This is a genomic window from Paenibacillus sp. RS8 (assembly GCF_041956825.1).
GTDB lineage: Bacteria > Bacillota > Bacilli > Paenibacillales > Paenibacillaceae > Paenibacillus_AQ.
Map to the genome: position 1 here is coordinate 6,341,789 of NZ_CP168131.1, position 26,018 is coordinate 6,367,806.

Genomic DNA, 26,018 nt, shown 5'->3' on the forward strand with positions numbered 1-26,018 from the left:
CCATCCTCCTAAAGGTCATCTTCTCCCCCTCCAATGCAGGCCAGACTCTCTAGAATCCTATCAAAAAAAGCTCTCCGCTCTTTATCTCCCCTAGTAATCTCTAATACAGCCCTCCCATCCTTGATAAAAAGCACGCGATTACAATAGCTTGCCGCAAAAGGATCATGCGTGACCATCACAATCGTCGCTCCTTTCAGAGCATTCAGCTTGGCGAAGGTCTTCATCACTATACTTGAGGATTTGGAATCCAAATTCCCCGTTGGCTCGTCCGCAAAAATCACCTCCGGATCATTTATAATTGCTCTGCTAATCGCCGCTCGCTGCTGCTGTCCTCCTGAAACCATATACGGATACTTATCCTTCACCTCGCCCAGATCAAAGAGTACTATCGTCTCATCTGTCTTGGTATTGATGTCGTCTACCTCTTGGTCATCCAGCACCATGGGCACCATTACATTTTCCCGTAGGGTCAGGCTATCCAGCAGATTATAATCTTGAAAAACGAACCCCATTCGCTGCCGCCGAAACAGTGCAAGCTCGTTCTTAGACATTTCACTTATACTAGTCTCTGCAATCCGTACTACCCCACTATACTCCGTATCGATCCCACTAAGGATGTTCAGCAGTGTCGTTTTCCCGCTTCCTGAAGGTCCCATAATCGCTACAAACTCGCCGCTATCCACACTCAGACTTATCCCGTTTAGCGCCCGAAATACATTTGTTTTGCCCTTGCCTTTATATTCTTTTGAGAGATTCTCTACTTCTAGGATGGACATGCTTGCTCACACCTTCCCCTTCATAGCTCGGAGTGGATTAACATTAAATGGAATTATGTTATTCCTGTAAATACTATAAAGCTAAGTAAAGAGAACGGTTGTTAGATTGCTCACAGAGCAAAAAAACTTGCTTCCTCCTCTATCATTTCCGCTCTCGCAAGAAACAAAGACAAGCAAAACCAGTAAATGCAAGACCTCCGATAGCTGCCAGTGAGAAGGAAAATGCTCTTACGTAATCCGTTAGGTCAGCCTCTAAAAGAGAATGCTTTAACGAAGTGGAGAACAAAATACCGATTAAAGCCACCCCTAACGAATTTGCCAGATACATAAAGGTAGTGATCAAACCTGATCCTGTACCCATAATCCTTGCTGGTACTGAACTGAGTGTAACGTTGACTAATGGCGTAGTAGCCATACCGAGACCAAATCCATATATCAATAAAATCAGGATATTTCGGGCGCCCAGCAGATGCGTCGCATCCACATTTAGCTCCCATATAAGCAATAAACTAGAGCATCCCATCATCAGTGCACCTATTTTTAGTACACTCATCCTCCATCTTCTGACCATTCGAGACGATATCAGGGAAGTCAGAAAAAAACCTATACCTATAGCCAAAAAAAACAAACTTGTATCTTGAACATTATAGTGCAAGCCAAATTGCATATAGTAGCTTAAAACAAAAAAGAAGGAGAACATGCCTAGATAAAGAACAAGCACGGTCACCAGACCTACACTAAATGTTCTATGTCTGAAAATAGACAGATCGACTAATGGACAATTCCCCTGCTTTCCTTTCCGATTTTCAACCCAGATAAAAGTAAACAACACGAATAAAGCTATAATCAGACAGCCTGAGATCCACAATGGCCACCCTTGTTTTTGTCCCTCAGATAACGGATAGATCAGCAGGAACAAACCGATCAGCAGTAGGAAGCTTCCCGTCCAATCAATACTGTGCGTCTGCTCGGCCCGTGTTTCAGGAACAATCGGCATTAACAGCAGGACGAGAAGTCCGAATGGCACATTAAAAAAAAACACCGTTCGCCAACTAAGATCGAAAGGATTCCAATTCACAACAGCCCCACCGAGAATAAATCCGAATGCAAATCCAATACCAATCATGGCACCATAAATACCAAAAACAAGCCCCTTTTCCTTTGGCAGAAAGATCACCTGAAGCGTAGATAATACCTGAGGCTGGATAAGCGCAGCTGTTAAACCTTGTACGATGCGAATAACAATCAGATGGGTTGGATCTGAGGTCAAACCGCCCAACACTGCCATAATCGTAAACCCACTCACCCCAATCATCAGCAATCGTTTTCTGCCGTATATATCCCCAAGCTTTCCACTAATAATCAACGCCACAGCTAATCCTAGCGAAAATCCAGTAACAATAAGCTGCGCTTCAGAGAAGCTTGCATTCAAATGATTTTGCATTAATGGAAGGGCGACTTGAATCATATAAGTATTCAATGAAATAAGTAATGTTGGAAGCAGAATAATCCCAAGCGCATACCAACGTCGCGAATCTTCTTGTTGCATTTTATTACCACCTTTTTAAACGCAATCTACTTTGGGAATATAGGCAATAGCCATGACACCAGTTACAGGATTTGTATATAGTTCACAGTCAATTTCATATACTTCCTTGATAAGCTCTTTTGTTAGAACTTCATTAGGGTTTCCGCTGGCCACTACCTGTCCACTTTTGACAACGTACAATAGATCGCAGTATGTTGCGGCGAGAGAAAGATCATGTAATGCTGCCAATACACCTACTCTCAATGATTTAACTATGGATAAGACTTGCAGCTGATATTTGATATCTAAATGATTAGTTGGTTCATCAAGGATTAAAAATTGGGGCTGCTGAGCAATGGCTCTAGCTAAAATGACCCATCTTCTTTTCATTAAGAACACTCCTCATTTAGTATCTGTCTTATTCGACTATGATAATGATTATCAATTAGAACAGTCTTTTTCTCTACCTGTTAAGGGAGGTTTAATCCTTGATAAGGGAGCAAACACAAAAAAACCTCAAGCAGGCAGAATATAGCGTTCGGTTCCGAACCCTATGTTCTACCACTTGAAGCTTTCTGCCCGTAAAGATCAATCTACAGTTTGTTTCGCACCAAACTCTGTTGTTCGATACGATTTTAAGTATTCGCTTGGATTGCAGCCATAATGCTTACGAAAGGTAGTCGTGAAATTGCTGACATTACTATATCCGACCGAAACGGCTGTCTTCCCTATATTTAAACCTTCAACTTCCATATACCAAAGCGCCTTCTCCATCCGCTTTATACGTACAAGCTCGAAGATCGTCATGCCAAATAACTCACGGAAGCCCTTTTTTAGCTTGAATTCGTTGATGCCTACCCGCTTTGACAACTCACGTATAGACAGCGGTTGCTCGAAATGGATTTGTACCAACTCATGTGCCCTCTTCAGATTTGTAATATCATCATGCCGGAGCGTCATGGTTCCGCTCATAGAACCGTAACCATCAGACTCGCCAAACAAAGCGATAAATTCAAGCGCTTTGCTCTCCATATACAATCGTCTCAATGTTCCACGATAAGTACAATGGATCATTTCGGAGACACATTTTCGGATCGCCGCAGTATCAGGATAACGATCAATATTTCCCCGATGATGTCTAAGCCAGGTTTCCATTTGTTGTCTCTCCGATAGATCTTCAGCATAATATAGCAGTTCGCTAGGAGCTAGTCGTATTTCTAACAATTGATTGGGGATACCTGCTTTTTTTTCTTCATACACCTGAACATCTTCTAGAAAAAGGACATTTCCCATTTGTTTTTCCGTATGACTTTCCTTGCCATTCCATTCACAATAGATTTCTCCGCTTATGTTATAGCTTAGTTCGAACAACGGACAAGCTTCTTGAATATGGAGCTTCATATCTTGTTCGTATGTTATATATTCGTATACATGATCTCCATACCTGGACGAATACGCGTACGAGTGACACTTCCCTTGCCGATATGTGAAGGTACAGTAAGCCGTTGTTCCCATTGGTTCTGCTCAACATGCCCTTCTATCCGTTCTGTAAATTGATCAAAAAGATCATGAATCACCGTATTCAATATATTAAAAGTCATCGAAGCCACTCCTTCTACAACTCAAATGATAATCGTTATCATTTAAACGTGTCAACATGGAATTGATCCTTAGGAAATTTAACACCACTTGGGATGAACTTAGATTTATATAAAAAAGCGTTGGTAGAGTTCCCCCTACCAACGCCTATAGTAATGATTCATTTATCGAATTTATTCGCTAACTCCCCCGTAACCTCCATAACCTTCGAAGCTAACAAGTGCGAAGGAACCTCATCATCCACGCACCCGAGCGCCATTGCCGCTTCAGCCATTTCATTTATAATAGAAGTCTCTTGCGATTCTACCAATGTGGATTGGGCGCCAGCTTGTTTGGCGTTTAGCATCCCTCTCGACCCATCGTTACCCCTACCGGTCATCAGAATCAAATGCTGCTTCAAGCTTTTTAATCCTGAGATCGAATCGAACAACACATCCACAGACGGACGGTGCCCGTTCACCGGAGCTTTCCTGTGTAGTTTGATTCTATATTCTTGCCCTTGTTGAACTACGGTCATATGACAATTACCAGGTGCGATATAGGCTGTTCCGCCGAGCACCAACTGATCATTCTTCGCCTCAACCACCTGTACACTTGAGAACCGCTTCAATCGTTCTGCCAATACTTTCGTGTACTTGGGCGGCATATGCTGAACGATTAACAAGGGATATGGGAAGTTCGCCGGGAGTGAGCTAATTACGATTTCAAGCGCCTTCGGTCCGCCTACTCCACATCCTATGGCGATGATTTGATCGAATTCTTCTATACATTCAGTTTTAGAATTGTCTTCTGCCTGTTGTCCTGTAATCACTTTGGAAACAGTTATATTGTTAAGAATAAGGGTTCGCAATGGAATTTGAGCAGCATGTTTAATTTTAAATATGAGCTCGTCTTTTATATGGGATAAATCAAGTCCATATAACTGAGTTGGCTTGGATATAAAATCTACGGCTCCATTCTGTAGACCTGTGATGGTTGCTATTATTCCATCCTTTGATCCTGAGCTTAGGATTAGGATAGGGGTTGGACGCTGTGACATAATACTAGAGAGTGCTACTAAACTATTCAATTCCGGCACTTCTATATCAATCGTCACGACATCAGGCCTGAGTTCTTGAACCATACTAACCGCTTCGGATGCATTACGAGCTGCTCCAATAACCTCGATAATTGAATCCTCCGTAATTAGGTTCGAGATCTGTTTCCGCATCATTACTGAAGTAGCTATAACGAGCACCTTTATCTTTTGCACTACTTCTCCTCTCCTATCAATGATGATCCCCATGACACTGTTTACTTCACTTTAAAAATAGATACGAGTGCATTTAGTTCCTCCGCAAGCTGTGCTAATGCATTAGCCGTTGTTGCCGTTTCACTGCTGCTTGCCGCCATTTCTTCTGTTGCTGCCGATATACTCTCGATCGAGTACAGCACCTCTGATGACTGCGCGGCCTGCTCTTCACTGGCAGCAGCGATTTCTGTTACTTTATGAGCGGTATCGTTCACCATAGAGATAATATGATCAAAGGCTTCCCCATTTTTTTGTGAAAAAGCTACGCCTTCAACTACCGCATTCACACTTTGGTGTGTATTCTTCTGCATTTCTTTAATGATGTTCGTGACTTGTTTCGTAGCCTCACTGCTCCGCTCTGCTAGCTTTCTTACTTCATTCGCCACAACGGCAAAACCTCGACCCTGTTCACCCGCACGAGCGGCTTCTATAGCTGCGTTTAGCGCCAGAAGATTTGTCTGTTTTGCAATATCATCAATGACTGCAATAATCTCTCCAATTCTATCGGAGTCTTCCTCTAATCTAGACATTTGATTATTTAGCACAGTCATTCCTTGTATAGAGTTCGTAACGACGAGACCACCGTCCTGAGCGATACGCATGGTTTGATCTGACAGCTCAGAGGCATGCTCTGCACTCTGGGCTACTGAATTTATTGCATCAGACAATTCCCGGAACAACTCATTCATCGTTTGTGCTGCAGTGGCTTGACTCATACTGCCGCTAGCCACTTCCTCTGTACTGGCTGATATCTGCTGCGCAGCCGCCGAGACACTTTCTGCAGAGGACAAAATCCCCCCCACAGTTTGCCTTAAGTTCAGAACCATTTCATTCACAGAATTCGCGAGTTTTCCGATCTCATCCTTGGAATTTAGATTCGAAGTTTCGCTTAAGTCCCCATTAGCTACTTTACCTAGCAGGCGCATCACTTGATTTAGAGGCCGTGCTATGATTTGCGAGATTAGATAGCCAAAACCCACGCTGATCAGAAGTGCAATAATCGTAACACTAAAGGTAATTAACCGAGAGGATTGATATAGTTTATTAGCACTATCACTGGATCCCTGCGCCTGCTTCATATTGATGTCAATTAAACCTTGCAGGAAATCCGTCATCTCTGTAGTAGCCAGCTGTAAATCTCCTGTTAGCAAATAATTCGTATACTCTTCATTACTGATATTGGTTTTATCCACTTCGATCGCGTGATCCACGCTGGTAATATAGCGTTGCCAGATCTCGGGATAAGTCTTCATCTTCTTTAACTCTTCTTCTCTCAATTTTGTCTTACTATACTTACTCATGATGCCTTCAATGCTTTGGACGTTCTTATGTATTTTATCTTGATACTCTTTTTTCTTCACCTCGGTTTTGGCCATCGTATTAATATCTCGGATATTTATTCTATTTGTTAAAAAAAGCTCATTCGCTTCACCGAGATAGGCAATCGGTGTTAAGCGATTATTATACATATCCTCGATGGACTCATCCATCTTACTCAAATTGCTTATTCCATAGAATCCTACAAAGCATAAAATGACTGATACCAACACAAATGCTGAGATTAGCTTTACCGCTGTCCTCAAATTATAAAACCATTTCACCCTTCTGCACCTCATTACGTTAGTCAATTTTTAGTAATTCTTAGGAACTATTTCATCATAAACTGTAAGCAGAATATGGTAACCGAAAAAAATTGGCGTGACCGCGCAAAATTATTGCGCACCCCCGCCAAGAAGCGAAAAACAAAAAAATCCCGTCTCACCATCCAGTGATCGGGATTTCAATCTATGAGATTGTTACGTATTTTCACAATGAATTAGTAAAATCTGAGTCCTTCAATATTCCTAACCGTTTAGCTTTTATAGCCGCTTCAATTCTAGATTTCACATTTAGCTTTTGGAACAAATTCGTTAAACTATATTCGAGCGATCGCTGACTCATCAGCACAATCTCCGCTATTTCTTTATTACTTTTTCCTTTTGCAATTTCCGTTAGCATTTCATGTTCCCTTTTGCTAATCTTGGAGACTGCTTGTTCATCATTAATTTCTAATCCTTTTGGAGGTACTTTTCTTAGCTGCTTGACTAAGGTTCGCGGTAGAATGACTTCACCTCTTAATGCACAGCGTACCGCTGTAATTAACTGCTCTCTATTCGTCGTTTTTGAGATAAACCCAAATATCCCCGATTCGATCATCAGGTTAAATTTGTTGGTAAATTCATATCCGGTATAGATTAAGATAATCGCATCCGCGTTCATGGTTAATACTTGCTTCGCCAAATCAATCCCATTCACATCTGCGATATGAAGATCAAATAACATTACATCAAAAGAATGACTACTCACCATTTCAAGCACCTCATGAGCTGAAATGGCTAGAGTAACCTTCATATCTCCTTCTTGCTCTAATATCATTCTTGTCCCTTCCATAACTGATGGATGGTCATCCACTAACAATATTTGAATCATGCCTATGATTACCCCTCTTTAATTGTTATACCGCATGATTAATCTGCAGGTATAGATATATAGACTGCTAATCCTTTTTTCTCTGGCGAGTGGAATGCTATCGTCCCATCCATACTCCGAACCCTTTCCTTCATTCCATAAATACCCATACTTGTAAGCGAGTCCTCTCCTAATAGATTCATTCCAATTCCGTTATCTTTATAATTCAAATGAATATGATTGTCTTCACTAGCTAAGGTAATGTGGACTTCAGTCGCAAAAGAGTGCTTCGCTGCATTCGCTAAAAGCTCTTGCACAATACGGTACAAACCTATAAGCACTTCATCATCCAACTTATGTGTAAATGCTTCAACCTCGAAATAAATCTGGTAGTTGGTACGCAGCTGCGTAAATTCAAACAACGTCTCCAGCGAGGAGATAAGACCTTCATTGATTAATGCAGGAGGTCTGAGCTCGTTACAAATAATCCGCAGTTGATAGATAACATCCAGTAAGCCTTCAGCTATCTGTTCTAGCTGTTCTCTAAACTCCCCATTGATGGACTTTTCACCTAAGAGAAGATCCAGCTTACGATACCAGATAATTTGTTCTTGAAGCGCTGAGTCGTGTAAATCCTGAGCAAGACGTTTTCGCTCATTCTCGGATAAATTAAACATAAAGCGGAGAAGCCAAGTAGGAGCCACTTGCTTGGAAGCCGCTAGCTCAAGGTCTTTCGTTAAATCTTCGATAAGCAAAAAATGATCAAAGAGAACACTGACATAACGGGTAATGGTCTCCAGCCACACACGAATAGAACTGATTTCCAATAAAACCGTCTTCTCGTTAATCGATAGTAAGTAGCTTTTTCCTCGGGACTCCCCTATCTTGAGTGAATACCCTTGCTCAGTCTCAATAATTTCACATAATTTATCACTGTTAGATTCAACTTCGATAAAATGTATATTGGTTATCTGCAGAGTGTCTCTGACCTCTCTAAGCAACCGCTGTTCCATATGGCTAATCTTCATGACACCAAAAAGGTCTTGGGAGAACTGATCCAGACTCGTTTGCAAGTGAAAATACCGTTCCTCACTCTCACGAATAATCTGCTCTGTATGTTCTCTGTCTTCATCTGCTTTTTTGCGATCACTTATATCCCTAAATATCGAGATACATGCGACCTTTCCTTTGTGCACAATGGAGCTAGCTGTTACCTCTACATCGATAATCGTTCCATCTGAACGTACAACCTTTTGTTCAATTGGTGCTAGGATTCTATAGGGCTCTTTATAGATTTCACGCATTCGTTCTTTTGCCAGCGACAGAAATTCCGGATGTGCCCAATTGAAAATATTTTTACCGATCAATTGACTCTCATCGTAAACACCAAATAATCCAAGACAAGAAAAGTTCACATACACAAACTTATAATCGCTATGGAGAACGACCGCTTCAGGCGACATCTTGATCAGCTGCTGATTAAGTTCCTCGCTTTCCCTTAGTTCTTTTTCCATTTGAACTCTCTTCGTAATGTCTCTTGCAACTATCACAATGTTCATTACATCTCCATCCTCACTTAGAACGGGAGTAGCAAGACATTCTAAATTTAGGATATAACCTTTTGAATGAATAAATCGATTGTAAAACATCTTGCTTGCTTTTGTCTGAAAAATATTTGAGATCTGTTCTCGCAAGCCTTCTTGCTCATCTGGATGGATATACTCAAGTATGGTAGTGTCCTTGATTAAGCCTACAGGAATACCGATCAGGATCTCACAGGAAGGGGAGGCTAAAATGAAATTACCTTTTTGATCCAGAACCCCCATCATATCCTTCATGTTATTAATAATAAGTCTATACTCTGCTTCACGCTGCGCCAACTTGTGTTCTACTTCTACAGCTGATGTTATCTCTCTAGCAACCACAAAAACACCAATAATACGACTATTCACATAAATCGGGATATTTTTCATAGACCAGTGGCTCACTGATCCATCCTTACGGGAAGAGGACACAACATAATGCTGAGCAGATCCCCGTACTGTTCTTTCAAAATAATCTAACATCCTCGGTATATTCTCTGCTCCAAATAGATTCATGATGGACAAATTCTCTCCAACCATACTTATAGATTCTCCAGTAATTTGCTCTGCCGTAGAATTGATTGCCAAAATATTACCTTGCAGATTCACCTCACATACGACGTCTGAGTTATAGTCAAATAAGGACTTATAACGCTGTTCACTTTTGAGCAAAGCCTCTTTCATCAACTTTCTTTCAGTGATATCTGCCAAGATTCCGTCAAGCCGAACTACCGTATGGAATTCATCCAGACTGGGTATGATTCTGACCTGTATCCATCGAGGCTCTCCACTTGCGTGGATAATACGATATTCACTAAGCTTTGGAATCCCCTGCCGAGCCGTTGTTAGGATCTCTTCAATCGAGGGGGTTTCTTCTTTATGAGCAATACGGAACCAAAAATCATCTTCTTTCGCCTGTTCAACGGAATAACCGGTGATATTAAGGACGGCATCCGATATAAACAATACTTTCTTAGTTACATAATCATAAGACCAAATCGCCACGTCAAGATTAGAGAACATCTGATGATACAATGAATACGAGCTTTCCAACTGTATTTGCGCTGTTTTTTGTTCAGTAATGTCCAGCATAACTCCATCTATTCGGTAAACCTTGTTCTCCTTATTTAGGATTGGCGTGCCGATCATTTGAACCCACTTTAGTCCTTCAGTAGGTAGTTGCATCCGGTACTCAAGACTACTGATATGACCAGCAGTTAATCTTTGCATGTAGGCATCATATCGATCAAGATCCACTACATACACAAATTCCCGCAAAAAATTAGGGTTGCGTGGTATAGTCTTCCTTGTGCAACCAACCCATTCCTCTAAAATATTCGACATCGTCAGCAGATTTTCTTCCATATCCATAGACCATGTGATCACATTCTCGTCGCCGAGTGAATGCATGTTGAGATCATCTCCACATAAAAAGCCCCCCCTTCTCGGGGCGGCTTTTTGTTCTAATTCGCTATTTTACAAGCGTCATTACATGAATAACTTTATCCTACTGAGCAATCTGCTCACGGATATTCTGAAGTATTTTCTTCTCCAGCCGGGATACCTGCACTTGAGAGATCCCTAAACGACTGGCGACCTCCGACTGCGTTTGATCACGATAGTAACGAAGATAGACAATCAGACGTTCACGTTCACTGAGGCCTCCGATCGCTTCATTTAATGCCAGCTTATCGAACCAACGCTCCTGTGATTCGTCAGCGATTTGATCAATCAGCGTGATCGGATCTCCATCATTCTCGAACACCGTCTCATGGATAGAAGTCGGCGGTTTATTGGCTTCTTGAGCGAATACCACTTCTTCGGGTGTAACCCCTAGTGCTTCCGCAACTTCACCGATCGTAGGCAAACGATCAAGTGTTTTAGACATTTCATCCTTCATTTTACGGACCTTGTTAGCCATTTCCTTAAGGGAACGACTGACCTTCAAGGTGCCATCGTCACGAAGGAAACGCTGAATCTCACCGATAATCATCGGCACAGCATAAGTGGAGAACTTGACCTCATAGCTGAGGTCAAATTTATCTACGGACTTCAGTAGTCCGATGCAACCGATCTGGAACAAATCGTCAGGCTCATACCCGCGGTTCATAAACCGCTGTACTACCGACCAGACCAGTCGGATATTACAGCTTACAAGTGTGTCACGGGCAAGACTATCTCCGGCCTGACTGAGCGCGATAAGACGTTTGACCTCCGCATCGTCCAAATAGGTCGGCGGAGCTTTTTTTGACTCTGCATCCATGGCTCCAACCCCTAATTGTATAAAGCTTTTTTCGAGACGATGGTTTTCTTCATTGAGATAGAAGTACCGTGTCCCGGTTCACTAGTGACTTCAAATTCATCCATGAAATTCTCCATAATAGTAAAGCCCATGCCCGACCGCTCCAGCTCCGGCTTAGAGGTATACAGCGGCTGTTGTGCCAGCTCTAAATCCTCGATGCCCCGTCCTTGATCCTCAATGGTTAGATGTACGGTTTCGTTGTCCAGTGATGCCGAAATGGTCACAATGCCTTCCGGATCACTATCATACCCATGAATAATACAGTTGGTGACCGCTTCCGACACGACTGTCTTCAGATCATTCAGCTCGTCCATCGTAGGATCAAGCCGGGAAACGAACGCCGCTACGACTACACGCGCGAACGATTCGTTCTCCGAGCGTGCAGCGAACTGCACGTTCATGAAGTTACCAGCCTTACTATTTGTCATAACGCAACCTCCAAATCCGAGAGTGCAGTACTCTCGTCGTCATATAGGGGCATGATTTTGAACAGGCCTGACATTTCCAGCAGCCGCTTCACAGGTGCCGTTGCATCACACACCACCATTTTTCCACCTTTACTGTGGATCAGTTTATACCTTCCCAGAATCACGCCTAGGCCTGAACTGTCCATAAACTGCAGATGCTTAAGACTAAGAACTAAATGCGATACCTGACCACGCATAATCGCTTCATCCATATCCATTCTTACAAAATCTGCTGCGTGATGGTCCAGCTCCCCTGATAAACGGACAATCAACACACCTCTGTGATGCTCCATCTCCACATGAGAATTCATGCTTGCCACTCTCCTCTTCGTTGCTTTGAAAACTGACCTTGAAAGACGGTACTAATTCCCTTCAAGGACAAGGTTTTCTACGCGGCAAATCAGGAATCCTGCCTCACGACAAAACTAGAAGAAAACCCCTATGAATCTACAGAGTACATGGGAGTAATCTACAAAAAAACTGTTTTTAATCTACGCCGAACATCGAGCCTGTTGTACGCTTAAAGAGCTTCCACCAGCCTGCTTTCGGCACAGCTTCCCCAGCTTTTAAATCATATTCCTTAATCACTTGGGTGCCTTGGTAGACAACCAGCTTGCCTACAGATTGACCTTCAGCCACTGGAGCCTTCACGCTTTCCGGCAATACTAATTCGTGGCGAATGCCTTCTTGGGCCACACCTTTTTTCAAAAGAACACTGTACGTCTCTTTCGCTGTGATCGGCAGCTCCGATTTTACGCCCTTTTCGATCTTGAGGGTGCCGATAGCATCCCCTTCTTTGTGGATCGTGTGTACCTTATATTGCGAGAACAGGTAATCGAACATGCCTGAGACTTCACTGTTGCGTGTCTTTGTGTTCGGCTCGCCTAGCACAACAGCGACTGCACGCAGGCCATCTCTTGCCGCTGTAGCGGACAGACAGAATTTAGCCTCTGCAGTATACCCTGTCTTCAGTCCATCAGCACCAGTGTAGAAACGCACCAGCTTGTTCGTATTCACCAACCAGAACGGTTTGGTTGAATCCTTGCGTAAGTAATCCTGATAGGAACCCGTATATTTGATAATTTGATCATGCTTCAAAAGTTCCCGACTGATGACCGCAATATCGTATGCAGAGGAATAGTGATTGGCGGCTGGAAGACCGTTACAGTTGGCAAAATGGGTATCTTTTAGACCCAGCTCCTCTGCACGTTTATTCATCAAGTCTACAAAAGCACTCTCTGAACCCGCTATTTTTTCCGCCATAGCGACAGAAGCATCATTACCAGACGCCATAGCGATGCCTTTGAGCATATCGTCTACCGTCATTTCTTCACCCGGCTCCAGAAAAATCTGCGATCCGCCCATCGAAGCCGCATATTCACTTGTCCGCACCTTATCCGTCAGTTGCAGTCTACCTTCATCCAGCGCTTCCACCGTTAGTAACATCGTCATAATCTTCGTAATACTTGCGGGAGGCAGCTTATCATGGCTGTTCTTCTCATAAATAACAGTACCGGTACCAGCGTCCATCAAAATCGCAGAACGTGCTCCCGGTGCGAGGTCTACAGCGGCAGCTTTACTGCCAGAGTCCTTGTTTTTTTCCTCTGCATAAGCGCCTGACATAGGTCCTAGAACCGACACAGCAATACAGAGCACAAGCACAGCAAAACGCAATTTTCTCACAATGGTTCCCCTCCTGAACGTTAACCTTCATATCACAGGTACTGTGTTCCAGTTTCGTCAGAAAGGGTGGAAATTATTCCATTTTCAAGGAAATAACCACAATTATTTATCACAAGAAGTTATAAGGTTATCAATTAAAAAAAGCCCAGCAGCAGTTGCAGAGCATTTTTATTATAGGGGAGATCAAAAATTATTTCAAATTTTAATGATTTCCATTTTTTCCGTATTCATTTAAGCCCCTTTAAAGGAAAATGAAAGGTTAGAACGAATCTATTTAAGAACTTAACAGGTTTATAGAGGAGTGAATATACAGATGAACCATCTTGCAGATTGTATTGAAGCAGAAGCTAAACAGAACAATTTCTCTGGTATAGTGCTGGTAAATCAACAGGATAAAGAAATCATCAGCAGCTGTTACGGTTATGCTAATAAGTCGGATAAACGCGAAAACAATATTCATACTCGGTTTGGGATTGCTTCCGGGTGTAAATTATTTACGGCGGTTGCCTTCTGCCAACTTGTCGAACAGGGATTGATTTCTTTCGAAAGTAGAGTCTTAGATTATCTGAAAAAGGTAGATTTCCCTCTCTTTAATCCTGAGATCACCATACATCAGCTGCTTACGCACAGTTCTGGTATTCCGGATTATTTTGATGAAACAATCATGGATGATTTCGAGGAACTGTGGAAAACACGACCTATGTACACTTTGCGGCAGCTTAATGACTTTGTGTCGTTGTTCCAAAACCTCCCCATGATGCGGACCCCTGGCGAACGTTTCCACTACAACAATGCCGGATATATCGTGTTAGGCCTTCTGATGGAAGAATTGAGTGGAATGTCCTTTTGCGACTATGTGGAGCTTCACATCTTTAAGGCTTGTGGAATGAAGCAATCCGGTTATTTTACGTTAGATGCCTTACCTGCCAATTGTGCACTCGGATACATAGAGGAAGAAAACGGTGACTGGAGGACCAACATCTATTCAATCCCGGTAAAGGGAGGCGCTGACGGTGGAGCTTTTGTAACCGCTCCCGATATGCAGCTATTCTGGAAAGGGCTAATGAACCACACACTTTTGAGTCCAGTACTCACTTCGTTGTTACTTACACCCCACATTCATGTGGACGGCGAAGGATATTATGGTTATGGCGTATGGATCACCCTCCGAGAAGGAGAGGTGATCAAGTTCCACATTATGGGCTACGATCCCGGCGTTTCCTTCCGATCGGCTTTCTATCCTGCTAGTGGTGAGACTGTAGTAGTAATGTGTAATACAAATAGCGGGGCTTCTCAGATTTTCAATAAGATCGATAATCGTCTGTAATTGTTACCAAAAAAGAGCAGCGATCTTCCCGTAATGGGAAGATCGCTGCTCTGCTGTCTGTTTAGGGTCTTCGTCATGACCATAATTATTTACCCTGACTAGTACCGTGTTACCCCATCCTTCGTAACAAGCGCGAATACCAGTGGTAATGGTGGAATCGATTCAGATGTAATACGGTAAGCTTCTAATACCTTATCTTCAGCTTCCTCTACCTTCTTCTCACTGGCATCGTTGATATGCAATACTGCAAGGGTATCGCCGACCTCTACTGCATCTCCAACCTTTTTAGAAAGTTGAATACCCACAGCCAAATCTATCACAGATTCCTTGGTTTCACGTCCGGCACCAAGCAGCATAGCAGCAATGCCGATTTCTTCTGCTTGAATCCCCTCAATGAACCCCTTAGTTTTTGCTTTCACTTCAATGAATCGCTTGGCAGCAGGGAGTTTCTCCGGATCATCGATTTGCGAAACATCTCCGCCTTGCGCACTCACGATTTGTTTGAATTTCTCCAACGCTGTGCCATCTTCAATATGTGTCAAAAGCATCGAGCGGGCCTCTTCTTCATCCTTGGCTTTGCCACCAAGAACAAGCATCTGGCTACCCAGAATAAGACAGACTTCCTGCAGATCCTTCGGACCGTGACCCTTTAAGGTCTCGATTCCTTCCTTGATTTCGAGCGCATTGCCAATTCCATATCCGAGCGGTTGATCCATGTCGCTGATGATAGCGACTGTATTACGACCCAGATGTGTGCCGATGTCAACCATGGCTTGAGCAAGCGTAATAGAATCATCAAGCGTCTTCATAAAAGCACCGCTGCCGGTTTTGACATCCAGAACAATAGCGTCTGCACCTGCTGCAATCTTCTTGCTCATCACTGAGCTTGCGATAAGAGGGATGGATTCAACAGTCGCGGTTACATCCCGAAGGGCATACAGCTTTTTGTCTGCGGGTGTAATGTTGCCCGACTGGCCGATCACGGCAGCACCGATTTCACCTACTTGATCAAAGAAACGATCTCGATCCATCTCTACTGAGAAGCCAGTGATCGACTCCAGCTTATCGAGTGTACCTCCTGTATGCCCAAGACCCCGTCCAGACATCTTTGCTACAGGTACTCCAGCAGAGGCTACCAAAGGAGCAAGCACAACAGTAGTCTTATCTCCCACTCCACCTGTCGAGTGCTTATCAACCTTAATTCCTGCGATTGGGCTAAGATCTACTTGATCACCGGACATCGCCATTTCCATCGTTAGATCGCCGGTCTCCCGTGCATTCATGCCTTGAAAATAAACTGCCATAGCCCAAGCGGAAAGTTGATAATCAGGAATTTCGCCTTTACTGTAGCCCTGAATTAGGAAGGATATTTCCTCACGACTCAGCTCTCCACCATCTCTTTTTTTCTGAATAATATCGACTGCTCTCATCTTACACCTGCAATTCACGGACATTTGCGCAAGCAAATCCGATATATTTTGATTTAGTCAAATTAGCTACTTTCATTACCTGATCATACGTTAATGGCTTACGTTTAATCACTTGTTTCATAAATATGACCTCCCAGTAATTCAAAATGCAGTCCCCGAAATTACATTTTCGGAATAAAGCCTAAGACCAGCTTCAAGAAACGCTCACGTACACGTTCTGCAGTTTCCATCACCTCTTCATGATTGAGAGGTTGATCCAGGATTCCCGCAGCCATATTAGTAATACAGGAGATACCCAATACTTCAATACCCGCGTGACGCGCAACAATGGTCTCCGATACAGTAGACATACCCACAGCATCGGCGCCTAGAATACGAAGCATTACGATTTCAGCAGGCGTTTCGTAACAAGGTCCCAGCAGACCTGCATATACGCCTTCTTTGAACTCGAAATTCTGCTGAGCTGCCGTTTCCTTTGCTACCTGAATCAGGCGGCGACTGTAGGCAGTCGACATATCTGGGAAGCGCACCCCAAGTGCAGGATCATTAGGCCCTATTAACGGGTTCCGTCCAGTCATATTAAGATGATCTGTAAGAAGCATAAGATCGCCTGGTTTGAAATCTGTGTTCACTCCACCAGCAGCATTCGTTACTAGTAAACTGGCTATACCAAGTTCTTTCATAACCCGCACAGGAAATGCTGTTACCTCCGGTCCATAGCCCTCATACATATGAAAGCGGCCCTTCATCATCACAACACGGCGTCCTTCAATCATACCAATCAAAAGCTCGCCCTCATGTCCTTCTACAGTAGACACAGGAAAGTGAGGAATCTCATCATATGGAATGCTTACTCCATCAGTAATAAGATCTGCCAGCACACCGAGACCTGAACCAAGGATCAAGCCAATTTCCGGAGCCACCGGACATTTGTCTTTTATATAAATGGCTGCTTCTTGAATTTCTTTTTGAGTTAACGCGCTCATGGATGATCCTCCTTCATTAATGTTGTGAAGCCGCCCACAATCTTTATTGCAGTTTCGCTAAAAAGCTTGTCCCATACTGCGGCGCCTTCGCACCAAAGTTTTCAGCAATGGTTGCAGCTACATCAGAGAAGGTTTCACGAATGCCCAAACTTTCTGGATGTTTAAGCCGTGGGCTATAGATTAAGAGCGGCACATATTCACGGGTATGGTCAGTTCCAGCATGGATCGGATCGTTACCATGGTCTGCAGAAATAATCAATAGATCATCTTCACCGAGTGTAGATAGAATTTCAGGCAGTGCCTGATCGAATACTTCCAGTGCATGGCCGTATCCTTCTGGATCACGACGATGCCCATACAAAGAATCAAAATCCACCAGATTTGTAAACAGGAAACCGTCAAAAGGCTGACGAAGCTGCTCAATAGTCACTTCGATTCCATGTTCATTGCTCTTCGTAGGATAAGAAGCTGTAACCCCTTCTCCTGTAAAGATATCGTTGATCTTACCTACTGCGATAACATCCTTGCCGATATCAGCCAGCGCGTTCATTACCGTTGGTTCTGGGGGCTTTACAGCATAGTCATGCCGGTTTGGCGTCCGAACGAAATTTCCTGGTTCGCCAACATATGGACGAGCAATCACGCGACCCACCGAGAATTCTGGAGCCATCGTCAGCTCACGGGCTATTTTACATGCGCTATACAGCTCTTCGAGTGGAATGATATCTTCATGTGCAGCAAGCTGGAATACGCTGTCCGCAGAGGTATAAACTATCCAAGCCCCAGTTTTCATTTGCTCTTCGCCATATTCAACTAGAATCTCCGTACCGGAAGCCGGTTTATTACCGATCACCTTGCGACCAGTTGCCGCTTCGAACTTCTCAATCAACTCTGCTGGAAAGCCATCAGGATACGTATTGAAGGGAACCTCAATCTTCAGCCCCATTAGCTCCCAGTGTCCGGTCATCGTATCCTTGCCTACTGATACTTCCTGCATTTTGCCGTAGTACCCTGTTGGTGAAGCTACAGGCTCAAGCGGCGGGAGCGGAGCAATATTAGCTAACCCAAGCTTCTGGAGATTAGGTAGCTTCAATCCAGGTACACGATCCAATATATGACCAAGCGTATGCGACCCAGCATCACCGAAATTCGCAGCATCTGGCGCTTCACCGATACCAACACTATCTAGAACAATAAAACCAATTCGTTTAAATGAGGACATTGTTGTCTTCACTCCTTTTTTATATAGGTATTCTTTCGTACCAACAAGAAGAAACGGCTGTACCGTCTTCCAGAAGACATACGCTTCCGAAACTAGCGATACAACGTACCGCTTATCAGGTATCCGTTTCTGCTAAAGGATAACCTGCGGAGCAATCCCCAGTCTATCCTTTCAGTATGATTCCATCATAACCATCTTACTCACAAAAAGCATCTTTGAAGCAGAATTAACGAGCTCTGGGATGGTGGCTCTCATATACTTCCTTCATATTCTTACGGGCAATACCGTTATAAATCTGAGTCGTCGAAATATCGGCATGACCCAGCATTTGTTGTACGGATCGTAAATCTGCCCCGCCTTCCAGTAGATGGGCTGCAAAGGAATGCCTAAGTGTATGCGGTGTAATATCCTGCTCAATGTTTGCTTCCCGCGCGTATTTTTTTATGATTTTCCAAAAACCTTGACGGGTTAATCTCCCGCCTAAACTATTCAGGAACATAGCCGGCTCCTCCTGTTGATCACGGAGCAGCTTGTCCCGCATATGTGAAATGTAAGCCGCTACACTCTCAGCAGCAATGGTTCCAATCGGAACCACCCGCTCCTTGCCGGAAGTTCCTGTGCAACGTGCAAATTTCATATCCGTATGCACATCGTTCACGTTTAGCGAGATTAATTCAGAGACCTTAATGCCTGTTGCATAGAGCAATTCCAACATAGCCTTATCGCGCATCCCTTGTGGCGTATTCACATCTGGTGCAGCTAATAGCTGCTCAATTTCTGAAATGGTAAGCACCATAGGAGTTTTCTTATCAGGCTTCATTGTCTCCATGTCCAGCGTTGGGTCCTGCTCAATCAAACGTTCCTTCAACAAATAATGAAAAAAAGCACGAAGGGACACTGCGTTTCTGTTCAACGTTGCAGTTGCTCGTCCCGCTCCGCGTAATGAGCCAAGATATAACATCACATGAGATCTTCGGATCTCCTCAGGCTGAACTGCCCCCCGCTCTTCAGCAAACTCCAAAAACTGCGATACATCCCTACCGTAAGATTCCAATGTATTCGGAGATAAGCCTTTATCTCCGGATAAATAATGTAAAAAAGGCTGCAAGTGTGACTTCATTATTTCACGCTCCTGTCCTGGCGCAGCTACTCATAGTGACTTCCTGCAGCACATTCAGCATGAGGGTTCTGCAGATGTGTACATTTAGTATACGCTGCATGAATCCACCCTAGTTTTCTTCGACATTCTTCTCGCCTGTTCCTGCTTCCCACGAAGCTTTCATTCTCCGTACCAGTAATAAAAGCGCAAGCGCTGTCTTGTATCCAGACCATCATCACTACGATCGGCATGATCAAATGCCCGAACAGCGGTGCCTTCAGGAATTCCATAATTCTCTATCGGACTAATCCATTCACCAAGCCAGCTCATAGCACTGTAGAGCAAATAACTTAGAGCCACAAACATGATCATAAAATACAGCTTGCGAACTGTTTTGGGCATAGAAACGATCATATGGACGCCTCCCACTAATATATAGTTAAGATCTGCTCGTCCTTCACCTTATGCACCAAAACGGGCTGATATGTATACCTCCAATAGACCAATCATTTAAAAAGCTCTCTCCGGTAAAAAAAACCGGGGAGAGCTTATGAAGTGAATTTCATTATAAGATGACTTAGGACGGATTTCCGTTTGAATTATTCTTATCGCTACACCGATAGCATATCCCATGAAAATCAAGTCTATGATCAAGCACTGTGAAATTAAATTCTTTCTCCAGTCGCTCTTCTAGCGGTCCTAGCCAATCCTCGCGGATCTCATCCATACTACCGCATTGCACACAAATTAAATGATGATGATGGTGCTTTGCAGTATCTGTTCGTAGATCATAACGGGCGACACCGTCTCCGAAGTTAATCTTTTCTACGACATGAAGCTCGCTAAGAAGTTCCAGGGTACGATATACAGTCGCAAGACCGATCTCGGGAGCCTTCTCTTTCACAAGCATAAAAACATCTTCTGCACTAAGATGATCTTCCTCATTCTCCAGCAGCACTCTTAAGGTCGCTTCCCGTTGGGGTGTAAGCTTGTATCCTTGGGATTGTAACTGTTGCTTAATTTTGTCTATCCGGGCTTCCATTGTCTCCCTCCCCCTTGGAAAATTACCTCACCGGTCTTCAAACCACTTCTTCCATTATAGGGGGTGTCGCTTTGAGAAGTCAAACGCTTTTACTGCAATCCCAAGGTAGTCACTGCTTGTACAAGTGAAGGCGTAACCCAGCGCATCATGATCGGCGTAACATAGGTCTCAAAACTAGAAACGCCCAGAATCAACAGAGCCATCACAAGTGACAATATCGTGTACATAGTAAAAGGTCGCGTCACTGGTGTCCGGCGTTGACCTAACACTCGGCTACGAATCATCTGCAAGGAAAAGGCAATTGCCGCAGCACTACTCACTAACAACACAGGGATCAGCACCAGATTGTGCGGTGCCACAGAGACTAGAGCAAACAGCATCCCGTGCCACGAATATTGACTGACTAGACAACCGACCGAAAAACCGATCAATACCCCTTTAAGAAAATCAAGAATCAAGATTCCCGGTAACCCAATGACTGATAATCCAAGGATCCAGATCAGCCCAATCCATTTTAGATTCAAGGCCGCTATACTCCAATACGAATCAGGTGCCGCTGGTAGACTCTGTTGATCAACCGTCACAAAGAAATTCCCCAGATAATCACCCAGTTCCTGTTGCTGATCCATCGTAAGCGCACTAACGATAAGAGCTCCAAATACAACACCTACCAGAAATAATACGCCGACAAAAATATACAGAGGCGTCTGTTCCTTCATCATCAGCCTTAAATTACGCATCGAGACGTTCCCCTTTCCGGTTACATGTTACACCATATGAGAAAACGCCCCGTGATATGACTTGTCCTTAGTACAATAACTCTACATTTCGGGTTGCACGACTTTACCGTATGTTCCCCCACCGCCTGCAGATAGTTTCAATATACCTGAGCGAGCCTGAACGATCATAGAAGCCAAATCCACTCCTACTACGCTAGCAATTTCCGCTTCACCACAACCATGCAAAATGTTCATCTCGGTGCCAAAAGCTTGCAGCAACGCATTCATTTTAGCCTTCCCGAGACCCGGTATAAATTCAAGTGGAACCTGATAGTGATAAGGCGGACGGTCTGCAGGCACTACAGGTTTCTTGCGGTCAGCAATATCTAGGATGCGGTCGAATACACCCCTCACCAATTTCAGACTGCCACAATACTGGCAACGCTCCGATGTGACATATGCTTCATCAATAATACTACCGCAGCCTCCGCAGTAGGTTCGGTGGTATTTACCAAGCCGAGGATTAAGTCCGAAATTGGCAGTTACCTTCCGTCCTTCCTTACGTTCAAGTGCGAGTCGCAGTTCAGCAAAAGAAGGTTGTGCCAAAGCCATTACATTATACTCGCGGCCTAATTTGCCCAGAGAATGCGCATCAGAGTTCGTTAAGAATGTGAAGTTATCGAGCTCAGAAAGATAACCTGCCATTTCAGAATCTGCACTCAGCCCAAGCTCAACTGCAGCTATCCGATCCAGATCAAAGATATCTGACATCCGTTCCGCAGTGCAGCCGTACAAGCCCTTGTGAGGCGTGAAAATATGTGCAGGGATTAGAATGCCCCCTCGCTCATAAATCTCATCCTGAAGCTCTCTAGCCGGTGCATAGAGGCGCTGGGAACTAAGGTTCACATTTCGCATATGGCGACTCATCCAAGCACTGAAATCTGTCATCCGCTCCACGTCGGGCATGAAGGCGAGTACGTGGCACTCTTTTCGCCCAGGTTCGCGGATTTCAATCTCCGTTCCTAGGATGATCGTAGTCCCCTGATAAGCGATCCCTCCACCTTGTGCTAGCGTCATCTCTCCAGATTCTAAGGAACGCTGAATATCACGTAGAACGCCAGGTGAATGACTATCAATAATACCTATCATCTCAAGACCCTTACGCTCTGCAGCTTCTTTAGCGATTCCAGCAAAGGTGAGCTCGCGGCTGCCGCTGATTTTGACCGCTTGTCCTTCCGACGTTCGTCCGATATGAACATGCAGATCGCAATAGAAGTTCTTCAGTTCAGGTGTTAGTTCCATTGGCCTGTCAGGGTGTATAAATGCCAAGCGTACACCGCCATCATCGTCTTCGCGTCCGCGATACGTCCGTCAGCTATATATTGATAGGCTTCCTCCAAGGTAAGCTCCGAGACCTCTAAAAATTCATCCTCGTCAAGCGACATGTCCCCTGGCTCGGCATTATTAGTAACATACAAATGAATAATCTCATCAGCAAAGCCGGGAGAAGTATAGAACGATTTAAGTAACTTCAGATCACCGCTATGAAAACCGGTCTCTTCCTTCAGCTCACGACCAGCCGCAACTAAAGGGTCTTCCCCTTGATCCAGCTTACCGGCTGGAATCTCCACCTCTGTACGGTGCATAGGCTGACGATATTGTTCCACAACTAACATTTTGTTGTTGTTCAAAGCAAGCACTGCTACTGCGCCGGGATGCTTCACAACCTCACGTGTTGCGGTATTACCATCCGGCAATCTCACAGTGTCCACTTGTAAAGATATGATCTTCCCATCAAATATAGGCTTTGTAGACAGCGTCACTTCGTCAAGCTCCGGCTTGCTGTGTAAATGTTGGTTTCCCATAAAATTTCTGGTCTCCTTTATCTCTATTCTGCATACGGTGTATTATAGCAAACTTAAAGGGAAAGAAGGAATTTCAGATGAACGAAATCTTCAGCCGTACAAGCTCATCCGCAGTCACAATGGTAGGTAAACCGGAAGAAATCAAAGCCATCTTAGCTAGGTGGATAGAGCGGTATGGGCCCGATATGCCCCTCACATACATCCTTTCCCTAAAGGATCAATCCAAGATCATTCCGTCTAAGGCCGGATAACTTTCCATTAGGACATAGTGATACTTGTCCCTAAAATTATGGGGTGTTCCAATAGCCATTCACTGGCTGCTGGAACACCCCTTAAATTTGGGCTTCCCTCTGCTGAATCTGAACAGCAATCTTCCTATCGGACTCAGCTGAGCTTAAACGCGGATATTTTCACACTGTCCTTTGACCTTTCCCAGTAGATCAAACTTACCTATAAAAAAACAGAGCAGCAATCCTACACAGAGGATCGCTGCTCTACTGCCTTATACAAAGGTTAGCCCTTTACACTCTCTTTAACAATGTTCACTACAAGCTCAGCCACTTTAACAATGTCTTCGGCTTTAATCCGTTCCTTAGTAGTATGGATATGCTCGTAACCTACAGCGAGGTTAACGGTCGGAACATCTAGGCCATTGAACACGTTAGCGTCACTTCCTCCACCAGAGTGGAACAGACGCGGCGTAAGACCCATAGAAGTGATAGCCCGTTGTGCAAGCTGTACCACTGGATCATTTTCATTAAAGCTGAAAGCTGGATAAATAATTTCACTGCGGAATTCACATTCTGCACCATATTCTCGGACAGTGGTCTCCAGTGCTTCACGCATCGAAGCGATTTGATCGCCAACCTTTTCCTGCACGATACTACGTGCTTCAGCATCCAATTGAACGTGATCGCACACCACATTCGTAGGGCCTCCACCGGCAAATTTACCGATATTCGCAGTCGTTTCGTTGTCGATCCGTCCAAGCTTCATAGCAGCGATCGCTTTGCTGGCTACTTGAATCGCACTGATGCCGTCCTCTGGATTAACACCTGCATGAGCAGATTTTCCGAAGATTTGCATCGTAATCTTAGCTTGTGTAGGTGCCGCAACTGCAATCGCTCCGACTTCACCATTAGAATCGAGTGCGAAACCGAAATCTGCATCCAAGTTACTCGGATCCATCGAACGCGCACCTAGCAATCCAGATTCTTCACCCGCAGTAATTACAAACTGAATCTGACCATGTGGTAATTTTTGCTCTTGAATCACTCTGATCGCTTCGAATAGTGCAGCTAGTCCAGCTTTGTCATCTGCTCCAAGGATCGTAGTTCCGTCACTTGTAATCCATCCATCTGCGCCGAGCGTAGGCTTGATATTTTGTCCAGGAACAACTGTATCCATGTGGCAAGTGAACAGAAGCTTTGGTGCAGCTCCACCGTTCTCAGCCGGCCAGGTAATGAACAGATTACCCGCTCCATGTCCAGTTCTTTCCTGGGAATCATCTTCGGTAACTTCTAAGCCAAGAGCGTTAAATTTGCTCTTGAGCACATCGGCAATCTGCCGTTCATTTCTTGTTTCACTATCAACTTGGACAAGTTCCATAAATTCTTGAATCAATCTGTCTTGTGAAATCACTGGACTTCCCTCTCTTTCGTGAATACGTTACAATGGTTGTACAGAAAGACCATCTTTATGCTATTAACTTAAACTAAATCTAAAGGAGTTACTCATGCAACGTAATAAGTGGTTCAAAATCTTCATCTACGTCATGTTGTTCGCCATGATTGCCTCTACGCTCTTTATGGTTATCGAGCCTTTCCTTGCAGGTTAATATCTACACAAGGAACATTGATAATAGCGGCTAAGGATTCCCTTGCCGCTATTTGGCTTGCCTGTTAGTTCGTTAATTAACCTTAAGCCATAGTGCCAAAGAACTCATCCTTCTCTTCGTAAGGAAAGTGTCTTAGAAAGTACGGGACCAATTCTTTGGCCACATCTTGAAGTTCAAAACGACGACCTGAACACTCTTCTAGGGAGGTTACTCCAAATTCGGTGATACCGCATGGAATAATTCCTTGAAAGCCGTATCCAGATATTCCTTCGGAAATGTTAAAAGCAAAACCATGGCTAGTAACAAACCCTCTTCGGAATTTGCTTTTGTTAAACTTGACACCAATGGCACAGATCTTCTCGTCGCCAACCCATACCCCTGTATACTCCGGCTTCCGTTTCCCTACAATTCCGTAGGATGCCAAATAATCAATAATCACTGCTTCCAGACTGCGCAAGTACCCGCGTAAATCTACCTTACCTTCTTCACCGAGCATAAGGATCGGATAACCTACAAGCTGACCCGGTCCGTGATATGTAATATCTCCTCCCCGGTCGATTTCAAACAGCGCAATTCCTTTTTCTTTGAGCTGCTCTTCATCTAGAAGAAGATGTTCGGGATGATTCTGTGAACCAATAGTATAGGTAGGCGGATGCTGCAAAAGAATCAATCGTTCCGGTTGCTCACCAGCATCAATGGCGTGCACACTTTTCTTTTGCAGATCCCAAGCCTCCCCATACTCCATAATAGGGTCATATGAAATCTGCAGCTTACGAATATCCGAATTATTCATACCGTCAGGTCCCCTTTTTCA

Annotated in this window: 26 protein-coding genes and 1 pseudogene; 3 read left to right on the forward strand and 24 right to left on the reverse strand. The window is 44.1% G+C overall.

Features of this window, described 5'->3' with window-relative positions:
• Nucleotides 1-8 precede the first annotated feature (8 nt).
• The 13 genes and pseudogenes from ACDZ28_RS29860 to ACDZ28_RS29920 all read right to left on the reverse strand — a co-directional run bounded on the left by ACDZ28_RS29860 (nucleotide 9) and on the right by ACDZ28_RS29920 (nucleotide 13,680).
• The gene (locus tag ACDZ28_RS29860; RefSeq protein WP_375103475.1) at nucleotides 9-776 is read right to left on the reverse strand and encodes an ABC transporter ATP-binding protein; all 768 of its coding nucleotides are present in this window, start codon (nucleotides 774-776) and stop codon (nucleotides 9-11) included.
• 142 nt (nucleotides 777-918) lie between these two features.
• Nucleotides 919-2,325 carry an MFS transporter gene (locus tag ACDZ28_RS29865; RefSeq protein ID WP_375103476.1) on the reverse strand — a complete coding sequence of 469 codons (1,407 nt, stop codon included), beginning with the start codon at nucleotides 2,323-2,325 and terminating at the stop codon, nucleotides 919-921.
• Between the two features lie 15 nt (nucleotides 2,326-2,340).
• Nucleotides 2,341-2,691 (reverse strand): annotated as a pseudogene (locus ACDZ28_RS29870) (ABC transporter); the annotation flags it as partial.
• A 201-nt stretch (nucleotides 2,692-2,892) separates the two neighbouring features.
• Nucleotides 2,893-3,705, reverse strand: coding sequence for a helix-turn-helix transcriptional regulator (locus tag ACDZ28_RS29875; protein ID WP_375103477.1), 813 nt, complete (start codon nucleotides 3,703-3,705; stop codon nucleotides 2,893-2,895).
• A 14-nt stretch (nucleotides 3,706-3,719) separates the two neighbouring features.
• Entirely contained in the window at nucleotides 3,720-3,905 is a 186-nt protein-coding gene (locus ACDZ28_RS29880; RefSeq protein ID WP_375103478.1) for a hypothetical protein, read from the reverse strand.
• A gap of 158 nt (nucleotides 3,906-4,063) precedes the next feature.
• Nucleotides 4,064-5,155: a chemotaxis-specific protein-glutamate methyltransferase CheB gene (cheB, locus tag ACDZ28_RS29885; RefSeq protein ID WP_375103479.1), complete on the reverse strand. Its 1,092-nt coding sequence runs from the start codon at nucleotides 5,153-5,155 to the stop codon at nucleotides 4,064-4,066.
• Nucleotides 5,156-5,196: 41 nt separating this feature from the next.
• Nucleotides 5,197-6,795, reverse strand: a complete 1,599-nt coding sequence (locus tag ACDZ28_RS29890) for a methyl-accepting chemotaxis protein (RefSeq protein WP_076121493.1) — start codon at nucleotides 6,793-6,795, stop codon at nucleotides 5,197-5,199.
• A 205-nt stretch (nucleotides 6,796-7,000) separates the two neighbouring features.
• Nucleotides 7,001-7,663: a response regulator transcription factor gene (locus tag ACDZ28_RS29895; RefSeq protein WP_042129722.1), complete on the reverse strand. Its 663-nt coding sequence runs from the start codon at nucleotides 7,661-7,663 to the stop codon at nucleotides 7,001-7,003.
• Nucleotides 7,664-7,701: 38 nt separating this feature from the next.
• Nucleotides 7,702-10,635 (reverse strand): PAS domain S-box protein, encoded by a 2,934-nt coding sequence (locus ACDZ28_RS29900; RefSeq protein WP_375103480.1) that lies wholly within the window; start codon nucleotides 10,633-10,635, stop codon nucleotides 7,702-7,704.
• 97 nt (nucleotides 10,636-10,732) lie between these two features.
• Complete coding sequence (sigF, locus tag ACDZ28_RS29905; RefSeq protein WP_042129724.1) at nucleotides 10,733-11,488, reverse strand: RNA polymerase sporulation sigma factor SigF; 756 nt, start codon at nucleotides 11,486-11,488, stop codon at nucleotides 10,733-10,735.
• Nucleotides 11,489-11,499: 11 nt separating this feature from the next.
• Complete coding sequence (gene spoIIAB / locus ACDZ28_RS29910; protein WP_042129726.1) at nucleotides 11,500-11,955, reverse strand: anti-sigma F factor; 456 nt, start codon at nucleotides 11,953-11,955, stop codon at nucleotides 11,500-11,502.
• Nucleotides 11,952-12,305: an anti-sigma F factor antagonist gene (gene spoIIAA / locus ACDZ28_RS29915; protein ID WP_042129729.1), complete on the reverse strand. Its 354-nt coding sequence runs from the start codon at nucleotides 12,303-12,305 to the stop codon at nucleotides 11,952-11,954. The genes spoIIAB and spoIIAA overlap by 4 nt, the downstream gene beginning before the upstream one ends.
• Before the next feature lie 175 nt (nucleotides 12,306-12,480).
• Nucleotides 12,481-13,680: a D-alanyl-D-alanine carboxypeptidase family protein gene (locus ACDZ28_RS29920; RefSeq protein WP_375105437.1), complete on the reverse strand. Its 1,200-nt coding sequence runs from the start codon at nucleotides 13,678-13,680 to the stop codon at nucleotides 12,481-12,483.
• 310 nt (nucleotides 13,681-13,990) lie between these two features.
• Between ACDZ28_RS29920 and ACDZ28_RS29925 the strand changes: the two genes are divergently transcribed.
• A complete protein-coding gene (locus ACDZ28_RS29925; protein ID WP_375103481.1) occupies nucleotides 13,991-15,004 on the forward strand; it encodes a serine hydrolase domain-containing protein in 1,014 nt (337 codons plus the stop codon).
• A 98-nt stretch (nucleotides 15,005-15,102) separates the two neighbouring features.
• On the opposite strand, the gene ACDZ28_RS29930 is transcribed toward ACDZ28_RS29925, so the two are convergent.
• The 9 genes from ACDZ28_RS29930 to ACDZ28_RS29970 form a co-directional block, all read right to left on the reverse strand.
• Nucleotides 15,103-16,434: a pyrimidine-nucleoside phosphorylase gene (locus ACDZ28_RS29930; RefSeq protein WP_375103482.1), complete on the reverse strand. Its 1,332-nt coding sequence runs from the start codon at nucleotides 16,432-16,434 to the stop codon at nucleotides 15,103-15,105.
• Nucleotides 16,435-16,595: 161 nt separating this feature from the next.
• Nucleotides 16,596-17,420 (reverse strand): purine-nucleoside phosphorylase, encoded by an 825-nt coding sequence (locus ACDZ28_RS29935; protein WP_042129737.1) that lies wholly within the window; start codon nucleotides 17,418-17,420, stop codon nucleotides 16,596-16,598.
• A gap of 43 nt (nucleotides 17,421-17,463) precedes the next feature.
• A complete protein-coding gene (gene deoB / locus ACDZ28_RS29940) occupies nucleotides 17,464-18,642 on the reverse strand; it encodes a phosphopentomutase (protein WP_375103483.1) in 1,179 nt (392 codons plus the stop codon).
• 226 nt (nucleotides 18,643-18,868) lie between these two features.
• The gene (gene xerD / locus ACDZ28_RS29945; protein ID WP_042129741.1) at nucleotides 18,869-19,762 is read right to left on the reverse strand and encodes a site-specific tyrosine recombinase XerD; all 894 of its coding nucleotides are present in this window, start codon (nucleotides 19,760-19,762) and stop codon (nucleotides 18,869-18,871) included.
• 159 nt (nucleotides 19,763-19,921) lie between these two features.
• Nucleotides 19,922-20,155: a DUF4227 family protein gene (locus tag ACDZ28_RS29950; RefSeq protein ID WP_339287456.1), complete on the reverse strand. Its 234-nt coding sequence runs from the start codon at nucleotides 20,153-20,155 to the stop codon at nucleotides 19,922-19,924.
• A gap of 163 nt (nucleotides 20,156-20,318) precedes the next feature.
• On the reverse strand, nucleotides 20,319-20,783 hold the full coding sequence (locus tag ACDZ28_RS29955) for a Fur family transcriptional regulator (protein WP_042129744.1): 465 nt from the start codon (nucleotides 20,781-20,783) through the stop codon (nucleotides 20,319-20,321).
• Nucleotides 20,784-20,872: 89 nt separating this feature from the next.
• Nucleotides 20,873-21,523 (reverse strand): stage II sporulation protein M, encoded by a 651-nt coding sequence (gene spoIIM, locus ACDZ28_RS29960; protein WP_339287457.1) that lies wholly within the window; start codon nucleotides 21,521-21,523, stop codon nucleotides 20,873-20,875.
• An 81-nt stretch (nucleotides 21,524-21,604) separates the two neighbouring features.
• Nucleotides 21,605-22,804 (reverse strand): endonuclease Q family protein, encoded by a 1,200-nt coding sequence (locus tag ACDZ28_RS29965; protein WP_076121478.1) that lies wholly within the window; start codon nucleotides 22,802-22,804, stop codon nucleotides 21,605-21,607.
• Nucleotides 22,795-23,367, reverse strand: a complete 573-nt coding sequence (locus ACDZ28_RS29970; RefSeq protein ID WP_042129751.1) for an NUDIX hydrolase — start codon at nucleotides 23,365-23,367, stop codon at nucleotides 22,795-22,797. The genes ACDZ28_RS29965 and ACDZ28_RS29970 overlap by 10 nt, the downstream gene beginning before the upstream one ends.
• 77 nt (nucleotides 23,368-23,444) lie before the next feature.
• Here ACDZ28_RS29970 and ACDZ28_RS29975 point away from each other — a divergent pair, with 77 nt between their 5' ends.
• Nucleotides 23,445-23,618, forward strand: coding sequence for a hypothetical protein (locus ACDZ28_RS29975; protein WP_156114838.1), 174 nt, complete (start codon nucleotides 23,445-23,447; stop codon nucleotides 23,616-23,618).
• A 262-nt stretch (nucleotides 23,619-23,880) separates the two neighbouring features.
• On the opposite strand, the gene ACDZ28_RS29980 is transcribed toward ACDZ28_RS29975, so the two are convergent.
• The gene (locus ACDZ28_RS29980) at nucleotides 23,881-25,008 is read right to left on the reverse strand and encodes a tripeptidase T (RefSeq protein WP_042129753.1); all 1,128 of its coding nucleotides are present in this window, start codon (nucleotides 25,006-25,008) and stop codon (nucleotides 23,881-23,883) included.
• Between the two features lie 94 nt (nucleotides 25,009-25,102).
• Between ACDZ28_RS29980 and prli42 the strand changes: the two genes are divergently transcribed.
• A complete protein-coding gene (gene prli42, locus ACDZ28_RS29985; protein ID WP_094872112.1) occupies nucleotides 25,103-25,204 on the forward strand; it encodes a stressosome-associated protein Prli42 in 102 nt (33 codons plus the stop codon).
• An 82-nt stretch (nucleotides 25,205-25,286) separates the two neighbouring features.
• On the opposite strand, the gene lipB is transcribed toward prli42, so the two are convergent.
• Nucleotides 25,287-25,997, reverse strand: coding sequence for a lipoyl(octanoyl) transferase LipB (lipB, locus tag ACDZ28_RS29990; RefSeq protein ID WP_375103484.1), 711 nt, complete (start codon nucleotides 25,995-25,997; stop codon nucleotides 25,287-25,289).
• Nucleotides 25,998-26,018: the final 21 nt, after the last annotated feature.

What these genes read in the sequence shown, in the direction of transcription:
- ACDZ28_RS29975 (WP_156114838.1), top strand. Translation starts at nt 23,445, where the DNA reads ATGAACGAAATCTTCAGCCGTACAAGCTCATCCGCAGTCACAATGGTA.
- ACDZ28_RS29900 (WP_375103480.1), bottom strand. Translation starts at nt 10,635, where the DNA reads ATGCATTCACTCGGCGACGAGAATGTGATCACATGGTCTATGGATATG.
- ACDZ28_RS29935 (WP_042129737.1), bottom strand. Translation starts at nt 17,420, where the DNA reads ATGAGCGCGTTAACTCAAAAAGAAATTCAAGAAGCAGCCATTTATATA.
- spoIIM (WP_339287457.1), bottom strand. Translation starts at nt 21,523, where the DNA reads ATGCGTAATTTAAGGCTGATGATGAAGGAACAGACGCCTCTGTATATT.
- spoIIAB (WP_042129726.1), bottom strand. Translation starts at nt 11,955, where the DNA reads ATGACAAATAGTAAGGCTGGTAACTTCATGAACGTGCAGTTCGCTGCA.
- ACDZ28_RS29970 (WP_042129751.1), bottom strand. Translation starts at nt 23,367, where the DNA reads ATGGGAAACCAACATTTACACAGCAAGCCGGAGCTTGACGAAGTGACG.
- ACDZ28_RS29880 (WP_375103478.1), bottom strand. Translation starts at nt 3,905, where the DNA reads ATGACTTTTAATATATTGAATACGGTGATTCATGATCTTTTTGATCAA.
- prli42 (WP_094872112.1), top strand. Translation starts at nt 25,103, where the DNA reads ATGCAACGTAATAAGTGGTTCAAAATCTTCATCTACGTCATGTTGTTC.
- ACDZ28_RS29965 (WP_076121478.1), bottom strand. Translation starts at nt 22,804, where the DNA reads ATGGAACTAACACCTGAACTGAAGAACTTCTATTGCGATCTGCATGTT.
- ACDZ28_RS29955 (WP_042129744.1), bottom strand. Translation starts at nt 20,783, where the DNA reads ATGGAAGCCCGGATAGACAAAATTAAGCAACAGTTACAATCCCAAGGA.
- ACDZ28_RS29925 (WP_375103481.1), top strand. Translation starts at nt 13,991, where the DNA reads ATGAACCATCTTGCAGATTGTATTGAAGCAGAAGCTAAACAGAACAAT.
- ACDZ28_RS29860 (WP_375103475.1), bottom strand. Translation starts at nt 776, where the DNA reads ATGTCCATCCTAGAAGTAGAGAATCTCTCAAAAGAATATAAAGGCAAG.
- ACDZ28_RS29895 (WP_042129722.1), bottom strand. Translation starts at nt 7,663, where the DNA reads ATGATTCAAATATTGTTAGTGGATGACCATCCATCAGTTATGGAAGGG.
- deoB (WP_375103483.1), bottom strand. Translation starts at nt 18,642, where the DNA reads ATGTCCTCATTTAAACGAATTGGTTTTATTGTTCTAGATAGTGTTGGT.
- lipB (WP_375103484.1), bottom strand. Translation starts at nt 25,997, where the DNA reads ATGAATAATTCGGATATTCGTAAGCTGCAGATTTCATATGACCCTATT.
- ACDZ28_RS29950 (WP_339287456.1), bottom strand. Translation starts at nt 20,155, where the DNA reads ATGATCGTTTCTATGCCCAAAACAGTTCGCAAGCTGTATTTTATGATC.
- ACDZ28_RS29865 (WP_375103476.1), bottom strand. Translation starts at nt 2,325, where the DNA reads ATGCAACAAGAAGATTCGCGACGTTGGTATGCGCTTGGGATTATTCTG.
- ACDZ28_RS29875 (WP_375103477.1), bottom strand. Translation starts at nt 3,705, where the DNA reads ATGAAGCTCCATATTCAAGAAGCTTGTCCGTTGTTCGAACTAAGCTAT.
- ACDZ28_RS29930 (WP_375103482.1), bottom strand. Translation starts at nt 16,434, where the DNA reads ATGAGAGCAGTCGATATTATTCAGAAAAAAAGAGATGGTGGAGAGCTG.
- sigF (WP_042129724.1), bottom strand. Translation starts at nt 11,488, where the DNA reads ATGGATGCAGAGTCAAAAAAAGCTCCGCCGACCTATTTGGACGATGCG.
- spoIIAA (WP_042129729.1), bottom strand. Translation starts at nt 12,305, where the DNA reads ATGAATTCTCATGTGGAGATGGAGCATCACAGAGGTGTGTTGATTGTC.
- xerD (WP_042129741.1), bottom strand. Translation starts at nt 19,762, where the DNA reads ATGAAGTCACACTTGCAGCCTTTTTTACATTATTTATCCGGAGATAAA.